Source organism: uncultured Campylobacter sp., assembly GCF_938015785.1.
Lineage (GTDB): Bacteria > Campylobacterota > Campylobacteria > Campylobacterales > Campylobacteraceae > Campylobacter_B.
Window position 1 is genome coordinate 1 of the sequence record NZ_CALLWC010000074.1, and the last position, 10270, is coordinate 10270.

At 49.9% G+C, this 10270-nt stretch carries 10 protein-coding genes; 9 read left to right on the top strand and 1 reads right to left on the bottom strand.

The features are described 5' to 3' along the window. The first annotated feature begins 137 nt into the window (after positions 1–137). From thiD to Q0393_RS10705, 8 genes are all read left to right on the top strand, one after another. Positions 138–1247 (top strand): bifunctional hydroxymethylpyrimidine kinase/phosphomethylpyrimidine kinase, encoded by a 1110-nt coding sequence (gene thiD, locus Q0393_RS10670; protein WP_298980059.1) that lies wholly within the window; start codon positions 138–140, stop codon positions 1245–1247. Between the two features lie 562 nt (positions 1248–1809). Beyond that, on the top strand, positions 1810–2961 hold the full coding sequence (locus Q0393_RS10675; protein WP_298980061.1) for an MFS transporter: 1152 nt from the start codon (positions 1810–1812) through the stop codon (positions 2959–2961). Positions 2962–3069: 108 nt separating this feature from the next. After that, positions 3070–3240: a hypothetical protein gene (locus Q0393_RS10680; protein WP_298980063.1), complete on the top strand. Its 171-nt coding sequence runs from the start codon at positions 3070–3072 to the stop codon at positions 3238–3240. A gap of 119 nt (positions 3241–3359) precedes the next feature. Then, positions 3360–4943: a tannase/feruloyl esterase family alpha/beta hydrolase gene (locus Q0393_RS10685; RefSeq protein WP_298980065.1), complete on the top strand. Its 1584-nt coding sequence runs from the start codon at positions 3360–3362 to the stop codon at positions 4941–4943. 21 nt (positions 4944–4964) lie between these two features. Next, a complete protein-coding gene (locus Q0393_RS10690) occupies positions 4965–5447 on the top strand; it encodes a hypothetical protein (RefSeq protein ID WP_298980067.1) in 483 nt (160 codons plus the stop codon). A 255-nt stretch (positions 5448–5702) separates the two neighbouring features. Then, positions 5703–6185, top strand: a complete 483-nt coding sequence (locus Q0393_RS10695) for a flavin reductase (RefSeq protein WP_298980069.1) — start codon at positions 5703–5705, stop codon at positions 6183–6185. Positions 6186–6294: 109 nt separating this feature from the next. Beyond that, positions 6295–7056 (top strand): SDR family oxidoreductase, encoded by a 762-nt coding sequence (locus Q0393_RS10700; protein ID WP_298980071.1) that lies wholly within the window; start codon positions 6295–6297, stop codon positions 7054–7056. A gap of 248 nt (positions 7057–7304) precedes the next feature. Continuing rightward, positions 7305–7931 carry an NAD-dependent epimerase/dehydratase family protein gene (locus Q0393_RS10705; RefSeq protein WP_298980072.1) on the top strand — a complete coding sequence of 209 codons (627 nt, stop codon included), beginning with the start codon at positions 7305–7307 and terminating at the stop codon, positions 7929–7931. Here the strand turns inward: Q0393_RS10705 and Q0393_RS10710 are convergent. Beyond that, positions 7906–8115, bottom strand: a complete 210-nt coding sequence (locus Q0393_RS10710) for a 4-oxalocrotonate tautomerase family protein (RefSeq protein ID WP_297942528.1) — start codon at positions 8113–8115, stop codon at positions 7906–7908. The two genes, Q0393_RS10705 and Q0393_RS10710, sit on opposite strands and share 26 nt — an antisense overlap. 188 nt (positions 8116–8303) lie before the next feature. Here Q0393_RS10710 and Q0393_RS10715 point away from each other — a divergent pair, with 188 nt between their 5' ends. Beyond that, positions 8304–10076: an aryl-sulfate sulfotransferase gene (locus Q0393_RS10715; protein WP_298980073.1), complete on the top strand. Its 1773-nt coding sequence runs from the start codon at positions 8304–8306 to the stop codon at positions 10074–10076. The last annotated feature ends 194 nt before the right edge of the window (positions 10077–10270 follow it).

The window sequence follows — 10270 nt, forward strand, 5'->3', positions numbered from 1 at the left end:
CAAAAATGGTACGAATAAATTATAAATTATAATAAAAACTATATAAATAAAACTTAAATTTAGCCCGTAAAATAATATATCGGACGGAATTATAGCGGAATTTCGATATAATCGCGCTAAAATTTTAAAGGCTTTTTATGAAAAGAATTCTTACTATCGCGGGTTCGGATAGCGGCGGCGGTGCCGGCATCCAAGCCGATATCAAGACGATTAGCGCGCATAAGATGTTTGCTATGAGCGCTATTACGGCGCTTACGGCGCAAAATTCGCGCGGCGTATTCGGCGTGTTGGACGTTTCGCCGCATTTTGTGGAGGCGCAGCTCGATGCGATTTTTAGCGACATCTTTCCGGACGCCGTTAAAATCGGAATGATCTCCAATGAGGGGGTTGCCGAAGCCATCGCAAAGAGCCTGGGCAAGCACGGCGCGAAAAACGTCGTTTTAGATCCCGTGATGGTCGCTACTAGCGGCGGAGTTTTGATGAAACAAAGCGCGCTGCATGCGCTAAAATATAAGCTCGCCCCCGCCGCGGAGATTATCACGCCCAACGTGCGCGAAGCAGAGGTTTTGGCGGAGATGAAAATTTTAAGCTTAGCCGATATGCGCGCTGCTGCAGTTAAAATTTCGCAGTTTTTCGGTGGCGCGATTTTGATTAAAGGCGGCGATCTGACGGGCGCGAGCGCGACTTGCATTGCGGCGGAAGCGGGCGCGGCGGATACGGCGCAAAATTTTAAAGTCTTATTGCGCGAGATGGGCGAAAATGGCGCACGCGAAAATTCTGCGAGCTCGACGAAGAGCGCGGATTTCGCGGAGGAAAATTTTACTAGCGAATGTGAAATTTTAACGGCGAGCACGGAGCCTTCTTTTGAACAAAATTTATCCGCAGCCTCCCTAGGCGCTGGTTTTAAACCGAGCGGCGAGGGAGGGGATTTGACAAATTTAGCGATCGATATTTTGTACGAAAACGGCAAATTTCATGAGTTTTCCGCATCCAAAGTAGCTACGAAAAACACCCACGGTACGGGCTGCACGCTCTCAAGCGCGATCGCGTGCGCGCTGGCGGCGGGGCTTAGCCTGCCCGCAGCCGTCGTCCATGCCAAGGGCTTCGTGCGCAGGGCGCTTGGTTGGGATGAGCAGATCGGGCACGGATGCGGCGCAATAGATCATTATTTTACGGTCCAAGATCCCTTCGGCGCGGACTTTGACGGATCTTGCGCGAACGAAATCAAAATCGTCTCTCGAGACTAAAATTTCAAGCGCTCGTTGAAATCCCCGCATTCGTAAAATTCCAAAATTCCGCTGCTATTAAATTTAACCTAGCGGCACGAGATCGTCCAAATGGCTCGTCGCGACTTGTGATAAACGGCGGGATTGCGCGGCTAAAAAGCGTGCGCTACGGGGATATGCATACTTAAAATTTTTAGTTGATTTTTAGGCATCATAATCCGCGTAGAATTTTTGAATTTTATTGTAGGGTTCGCGTTGCAAGTTAGGGCTTTCCTTATTTGCCTTATGCTATAGCTCTGCTTCGTGGCATTGTTAAATTTGCGTTATTTCTTATAGGTCTTTATGTGCGAAAAAAGTGGATTATAAATATAAACTAGTCATTCATTCACTGCTCGCGTTGCTCAAGGTAGATGCATCGCATTGTATGTCCGACCATTGCGCTATACTTGCCGCAGCATTGCGTCCTTGCTGCGAACTTAGCGATCCATGCCTGTCGTCTCATATTCGCTGAGCTTACTAAAATTCCAAATTTTCTAGCAAAAGAGTTATAATGGCTAAAATTACGTAAATTTAGGAATTTAAAATGCGCTGCAAAAAAGGACTACTACCCTTAATCATCGCCTCGGGGACAATCTCTGCCGCAGATAACTGGATCGCATCGCTACTACTACCTAGCATCGCAGATACGTTTGGGGTGCAGGTAAGCGCCGCCTCCGCAGTTTTGACGGCATATCTGATCCCCTATGGCTTACTTCAGCCGGTTTACGGACATCTTAGCGATCGCTACGGCAGAGGTAAAATTTTAATCTCGCTAATGCTTTTTTTGGCGATATTTACGCTTCTTTGCTCTACTGCAAAAAGTTTAGCGTGGCTTGTTTTATTTCGTTTTTGCACGGGATGCGCGGCGGCGGGTATAATCGCCGTCTGCCTCGGCGTTATAGGCGATGCATATGACGATAAGGATAGACAAAAAATCGTAGCGATATTTCTGGGTTCGGTATTTTTAGGGCAGGGGCTGAGTGCGGCTTTAGGCGGATGGGCAGTGGCTAGATTTTCTTGGAGGGAGATATTTTTAGCCTTTTCTGCGCTGTCTGCAGTATCTTTCGTATCACTATTTACGCTAAATTTCAAAGACGCTCCGAAAAATGGAGGCGAAAGCTTTGTAAAATCCCTAGCCAGCTTGCGCGGCGATGCTGCGCTTTTGAGAAGTTATTTTTTGGCTTTATGTAACGGCGCAATCGTGCTTGGGGCGTATTCATTCATAGGTGCTTATCTGCTTAAAAAGCTGGGTTTGAGCTCAAATTTCGCCGGAGCTTGCCTTATGCTTTACGGCGTCGCTTGCTTTTTGGCAGGAAACGCTGCTAGATATTTAAAAGAGAAATTGCCGCTAAAAGAAATTCTATCCCTCGGCTTTTTGGCGTCCGCTTCGGCACTGTGCCTTTTGGCGAGTTGCTTCGCTGCCACCGTATATGTAGGGACGTTTTTGCTGGGATTTGGCTATGTTTGCGCGCAGTCCGTCCTAGCAAGCGCGGCACTTCGTTGTGGCTCCGCCAAGGGTCTATCCTCCGGGATCATAGGCACGGCGATATTTTTCGGAGGCGGCATCGGTACTGCCGTAGGTGGCAAGGCGCTTGAATATTTAAGCTACCAAGGGCTATTTTGCGGCTTTGCCGCGTTAGCCGCCGCGCTGCTGATTTTTTACCGTGCAAGCTTTAAGGGCACGCGAGAAATTTAATGCTTCGCGACAATAGAAAATTTAAAATTAAATATACTTCGCTGTCGAGAAATTACCTAAAATTACGCTATTTCAGGGCGCCGCATTGGCATCGTCATAAATATCGCGGTGCATTGCATCACGCTGCCGCTTTTTCAGCTTCCGTGGTATGAGTTCGTTTCGGGATTTTTTGGGCACGTGGTTTGGTTTTGGGCGATCGAAGTATTCCGCTGCGATTTGCGAAATTGCGCGGCGGGTGAGCCCGATCCCGCGGACCGCTCGGGCGCTTCGCTCTTCTAGCTAAATTTGGAATTCCGCCCCGTTTAGTGCGGAATTCCATCATTTTTTATAAACGCAGTAAAATCACGATAAATTTTTATGTTAAAATTATGATTAATAAAATTTCAAAAGGAGCGGCAATGAAATATAAAATTTTAGTTGCGGCCTTTACGGCTACTTTGGGCTTACAGGGAGCGCTTGCGAGCGATTTTGACGAGCGGGCTTGCGCGGCGCTAAAGGGCACGAAAATTTACGATACAAAGATCAGTAAAGCGATCTGGAATCAAAGCGGCGAAATCAGCGCCGATAAGATGTCTGCGCTAACGGGAGGCGCCAAAAAGACGCTAAAAGCAGCGCCGCACTGTATAATTCAAGGCGAGATAGCCTCGCGCACGGGCTCGGACGGCAAGCATTACGGCATAAAATTTGAGCTGCGCTTGCCAGGCGACTGGAACGGCAAGCTGCTATTTCAGGGCGGAGGCGGTTTGGACGGCTTTGTAGCGCCGGCTCTTGGCGCCGTGCCTATCCGCACTAGCACCGCAACGCCCGCGCTTATGAGGGGCTACGCAGTCGTCACGACCGATTCGGGACATCCTACGCCTACGCCCGAGTTCGGACTTGAGCAACAGGCGCGGTTAGATTATGCATATCAGGCCATCGGCAAGGTCGCGAGCGTCTCAAAGCAGCTGATTTTTGCGGCGTATAAAAAAGCGCCAGCGCACAGCTACTTTATGGGCTGCTCAAACGGCGGACGCTCGGCTCTGATGGCGGCGCAGAGGTATCCGCTGGAATTTGACGGCGTAATTGCGGCAAATCCGGGTTTTAGGCTTTCGCGCGCGGCGATCGCGGAGCAGTGGGATAACTGGCAGCTTATGAAGATCGCGCCTAAAAACGCCGCAGGGGAGAAAATTTTTGCAAACGCCCTTACGCAGGAGGATTTGGATAAGCTAAGCAGGGCGGTTCTGGATAAATGCGATGCGCTAGACGGCCTAAAAGACGGAATCATCGGCGCTTGGGAGCGTTGCGAGTTTGATCCTAGCGGACTTGATCTAGCTAAAGAAAAAATTTCTGTGATAAAGGCGATATTTGAGGGCGCAAAAAACAGCAAGGGCGAGCAAATTTACAGCGGCTGGTTTTACGATGCCGGAGTAAATCAGCCCGGCTGGCGCATGTGGAAGCTTGGCGACTCGCAAACGGCAGAGCCAAATGCTAGAAATATCGTGCTCTCGAAAGGTTCGATGAATTATTATTTCTTGACGCCGCCGCAACCGGAGTTTGATCTGATGAGCTTTGATTTCGATAAGGACGTAGAGCGAACGTTCGAGACCGCGGCGATAAACGATGCGATTTCGACCAAGCTAGATAGCTTCCGCGCTAACGGCGGTAAACTCATCATCGTAACGGGCGTCTCCGATCCCGTATTTTCGGCGATGGATCAGCGCGATTGGTTCAAAAAGCTAGTGGAAACCAACGCGAATGCGGACGAATTTGCGCGATTTTTTGCATTACCTGGGATGAATCACTGCGGCGGCGGTAACGGCATCGATGACGTCGATCCGCTAAGCGCGCTTGAAGCGTGGCGCGAGCAGGGAACGGCTCCATCTAGTCTGCTAGGCAAAAGCACGAGTCGCGCGGGCAAGCAGATCCCGATTTGCGCGTATCCTAAAGTGGCTACCTACGTAGGCGGCGACGAAAATAACGCGAGTAGCTTTGAGTGCAGATAAAATTTATTTAAAGGAGTAAAGATGAGAGGTAAAATTTTAATCGCGGCCTTTGTGGCGGTGCTTTTGTGCGGCTGCGCGACGCACGATGCAAAGCTAGGCAAGGAGGCGGATAAGAGGAGCGAAGGCGCGGCTACGGACTGCGGCGCTAGTGAGGGCGTCTGCAAGGTGCCCGCAGTGCAGGGGTCGATGGTAGGCGGCGGCACGGATGAGCACGGCTGCTTGGTTGCCGCGGGGCAGAGCTTTTCAAAGATCAAGAATGGCTGCGTGCAGGTTTTTGATGTCGCGGACGTGAGGCTGGACGACCCTGATAACGCTACGCTTGCGATCTACGGGATATTTTCCGCGGATAAAAGCAGGGTAGAAATCTTTTGGGCGAGCTTGCCGCAGAGCGAAATTTTAAGCAAAGTTAAGGGTGGCTGCTACGTCTCGAAGGACGGCAAAATTTCGCTGCTAAAAAGCGGCAAGAGCTATAAGATCCACAGAAAACAGCGGGTGAAATTTTAAGTCAGCCAAATTTCGCGCGCCGCGGAGAAATTTAATCCAAACGCGCCAGGACTTAGGCCTGCTCAGCAGGCTAAGACGTAAATTTAGGGCAAATCAATACCAAGCTGATTCGATTATTCGCGGTATCTGCCGTCTATAAAAATTTAATCAAAGGAGCAAAAATTGAGGTCATAAAAGTAGATCTACAAAAATCATATCCCAAACCCAGGCGCGACTACGCTCGTATCGGCCAAATACGATGGCGACGTCAATGCGATGGCGATAACGTGGGCGCAGGCGCTTGACTACGACAAGGTTACCATCGTGCCGCACAACGGCTCATGCGCGGGGACGCTCATCGAAAAGAGCGGGTATTTCGCCGTGCAGATCCCCACGGCCGCGCAGGCGGAGCTAGTTAGCGAGCTGGGCGCCGAGAACAACTCGCGCTTTGATAACGCGGACAAGATGAAAAACGTGGAAATTTTTTATAAAGATGACTCCCGCGTACCGCTGATCGCGGGCTGCGCCGCATGGCTCGTTTGCAAGCGTATCCCCGAGCCTCATAACGAGCAGAGCTATGATCTTTTCATCGGCGAGGTCGTCGCGGCGTATGCGGACGAGCGGATATTTGACGGCGGACGCTGGCTGTTTGAAAAGATCCCTGACGAGCTAAAAACGCTTCACTACGTCGCCGGCGGTCGGTATTATCTGGACGGCAAAGCGGTAGATACCAAGCGCACGCCCATAAGCGGCGAATAAACCGCTCGCAAAATGCTGGCAAATTTGTAAATTTAAAACGAGCGCACGCGTGAATACGCGGCGAGCTTCGGTAAAATTTCAAACTAAAGAATCTAAAAAAGGATAAAAAATGAAAAAATATATCGTCATCACCGGCGCAAGTTCTGGTATCGGAGCGGCAGCGGCAAAGGCATTTGCTGGGCGCAGAGAAAATTTGATCCTAATCGCGCGCAGAGCCGAGCTTTTGCAAAGCTTAAAGGACGAGATCGCGCAAATCGCGCCCGAATCGGACGTAGTCATTAAAATTTGCGACCTTGCGCGCAGCGAGAACGTCTTAGCGCTTTGGGACGAGCTAAAAAGCTATGAGCTAAAGGCGCTAATTAATAGCGCTGGCTTTGGGGATTTTGGCTTAGTGGGAGAGCAGGATTTACAAAAAACGGTAAGAATGATAGACCTAAACGTAACCGCGCTCGCGATACTTTCGAGCTTATTTACGCGAGATTACAAACGCAAACAAACTCAGCTTATAAACATCTCCTCCGTGGGCGGCTATTTTCTGGCGCCCGGCGTCGTGCCGTATTGCGCTACAAAATTTTTCGTAAGCGCTTTCACCGAGGGTTTGAGCCACGAGCTGGCGCAGGATAAAGAGGCCAAAATGCAGGCTAAAGTTCTAGCTCCCGCCGCGACTAAAAGCGAGTTTTGCGACGTAGCTTCGGGAAAGCGCGGATTTGATTACGATGCGGCGTTTTCGCAATACCACAGTAGCGAACAAACGGCAGAATTTTTGCTCACGCTTTACGATAGCGATGCATGCATCGGAGAGGTGGATTTGGCTAGCTTCGAATTTAAACTTAGCGAACCGAAATTTAATTATATAGCAGCCGCCAAATAGCGGATCGGGTGAGGCGCAAGCTCACTTATAGCTTGCGCTGTTAAGTTGCTTCTTTACGTGCGAGCAGGACTTGATTAGCTTCGTAGCGACAAGCTGCGCAGGCAGGCGCCTTTGAATTTTACGCATTTATAGATCGCGCGACGAGCCGTGCCGCACAATACGCTGTATAAAATTTCGCGTATCGTAGCGCCTGAGCTAAATTTGACCCCAAAGCGCGGTAAAATTTAAAGAAATTTAAGGAGCGAAAAATGGGAAAATCCGCCTTGGTGCTTGGCGCTACGGGCGTCGTAGGCAGGGAGCTTGTGCGCGAGCTTTGCGAGAGCTGGGGCTACGATGAGGTCTGGGCATGGGCGCGCCGCGAGATAGGCTTTTGCCACCCTAAGCTTCGCGCGCGGATCATTGATTTTGAGGGTATCTCGGATATCGCACAGCATAAATTTGATGAAATTTTTTGCGCGCTGGGCACGACGATGAAGCAGGCGGGCTCGCGCGAGGCGTTTTTGCGCGTGGACGTGGACTACGTCTATGCGGCGGCGAAGTGGGGCAAAGCGGCGGGCGTGCGGCGCTTCGCGCTCGTATCATCTCCGGGTGCGAACGAAGGTTCGCCAAGCTTTTATCTGCGCGCCAAAGGGAGGATCGAGCGGCGCGTGAGCGAGCTTGGTTTTGAGGACTTCCAGATCGCTCATCTGCCGCTAATCCTCGGTGAGAAACCTGATGCTCACCCGCAACAGCAGATCGCAGCGATGTATTTAAACTGCTACCTCTCGCTCGGTAAATTTGGCCGCTTAGCGGCGCAAGTAGTGTCCGCTACGAGCGTGATTTTTGGCTCAAAATCCTATAAAAATTCGCTCATTTTTTCTCTTTATTTTGTTTGATCTCCTCAAGACTTAGACCGCTTTTACCGATGCTGTCCATACCGAGCGTTTCGATCATCACGAGTATTGCGGCTGGGTCTTTGCCTAATACGCGCGCTAACGTGTCCGTAATCTCGGCGATGATTTGCTTTTTTTGCTCTTTTGTAGGCTCTGGAGCGGCTACTTTTATATTTACGAATGGCATTTTCTCTCCTTAAATTTTATAAAGCAGGGCTAATTATATCAAATTTTAGACTGTTACCCGTCTCGTTTACGTTCTAAAATTTAAGTAGATATATTAGAATTTAACTTTAAATTTGATTTAAAGCTAGTATGATTATTATGTGACTTGGTAGTAGTAAAATTTGATAAATTTACCCAAAAGGAGCGAATATGCGTAAGAATTTTTTCGGTTCTATCGTTTTGGCTGCGGCCTTGGCGGGCGGCGCGTTTATATCGGTGCCGCAGACTGCGAGTGCGGGTGTTTTGGCGCATCAGGTAAAAACCCAGGGCGAGCTTGGCTCGGTGTTTATCAACCCCTACGACGTGGCGCCTCTAACGGCCGTCATCGATAGGGCGGGTAAGGACATCAAGGATATCCACGTGCGGGTGCTGGGTAAGCCGAACGGCGGCATCGACATCGCCTATAACGTCTCCGAGCATGCGCTACTGACGCACGACGGCGTGCCGATCTGGGGGCTATATCCGGACTATCTAAACGAGGTTGAGGTGAGCTACGTTTTTAACGGCGAAAAGAAGGTCGAAAAGTATAAAATTTACGCTCAGCCGATCGTGACGTATAGCCGCGATTATAGATTTGGCCACATGCAAAAGATGAAGGTCAAAAAGGTCGATCCTGCGTTTAAAAACAGGCTCTATCTCATCAACAATACGATTACGAGCGTCCATAAGCCGCTTGATTGGAAAAACGGCGGTGCGGCTAGCTGGAATGATTTCACTGAAAATTTCGTCGTCGATACGCAGGGCGAGGTCAGATGGTATCTGGACTATCAGAAATTTTACGACCGCAGCGAGCGCAGAGTGATGGACGGCGGCATGATGATGGGCTTTCATCAGCTGCCAAACGGCGATCTGAGCTGGGGCATGGCGCAGCGATATATGCGCTACGATATGATGGGCAAGGAGGTGTATAATCGCGAGCTGCCGCGCGGCTACATCGACCTTAGCCACGAGGTGATGCCATTAAAAGGCGATCACTTGCTGCTTCGCGTCGGTAAATACAACTACCACCACGCAGACGGCAGGCTCTCGCACACGATCAGAGATCACATCATCGAAGTGGACGGCAGCGGCAAGGTCGTGGACGAGTGGGATCTGAATGAAATTTTCGGCAAAAACGTCTACCGCAGCAACCTCATCAAGGCTCTTGACGCTCGCGCCGTGTGCCTAAATATCGACATGGACGCCAAAGAGATCAAAATCAGCGACGATCTGCCTTTTGGCGACGTGACCTCGACCGGCACGGGACGCAACTGGGCGCACGTAAATTCCATCTCATATGACCCTAGCGACGACGGCATCATCCTCTCGCTTCGCCACCAAGGCATAGTTAAGATCGGCAGAGACAAAAAGGTAAAATGGATCCTGGCATCGCCTGAGGGCTGGAGCGCGGACTTTAAAGAAAAAGTGCTCATTCCGGTCGATAAAAACGGCAACAAAATCAAATGCGAAAACTCAAAATGCGAGGGCGATTTCGACTGGTCGTGGACGCAGCACACCGCGTGGCTCACTCCGCGCTACGATAACAAGGGCAGCATAAAGCACATCAGCGTATTTGACAACGGCGACGGCCGTGGCATGGAGCAGCCTGCGCTAAAAGAGGAAAAATATTCTCGCGCGGTCGAGTACAAGATCGACGAGAAAAAGGGCACCGTCGAGCAGACGTGGGAGTTTGGCAAGGAGCGCGGATTTGATTTCTACAGCGCGGTTACGAGCAACGTGGAGTGGCAAAAGGATAAAAGCACGTACTTCATCTCAAGCTCGAACGTCTATCTGCTAAAGCCCGATAAGACGATCAAAATGGTACTCGTGGAGATCGATCCGAAAACAAACGACATTAAATTTGAAATGGACGTGGAGTCGGCGTCTAGAGACGACATAGCTTACCGCGCGATGGTGATCGATCCGAATATCTTTGATTATTAAAATTTCGCGATAGGTTGGAATTTGGCTTTTAAATTCCAACCTGTCGCTTTGGTGCGGATAGAATTTTACGACTTAAGCGCGAAATTTTAAATTTTTATATAAGATGAATTTTTTTAGTAAGGAGCTAAAATGGAATTTGTAATCTTAAACGACGGCAACAAAATGCCGATTTTAGGCTACGGCGTGTATCAGGT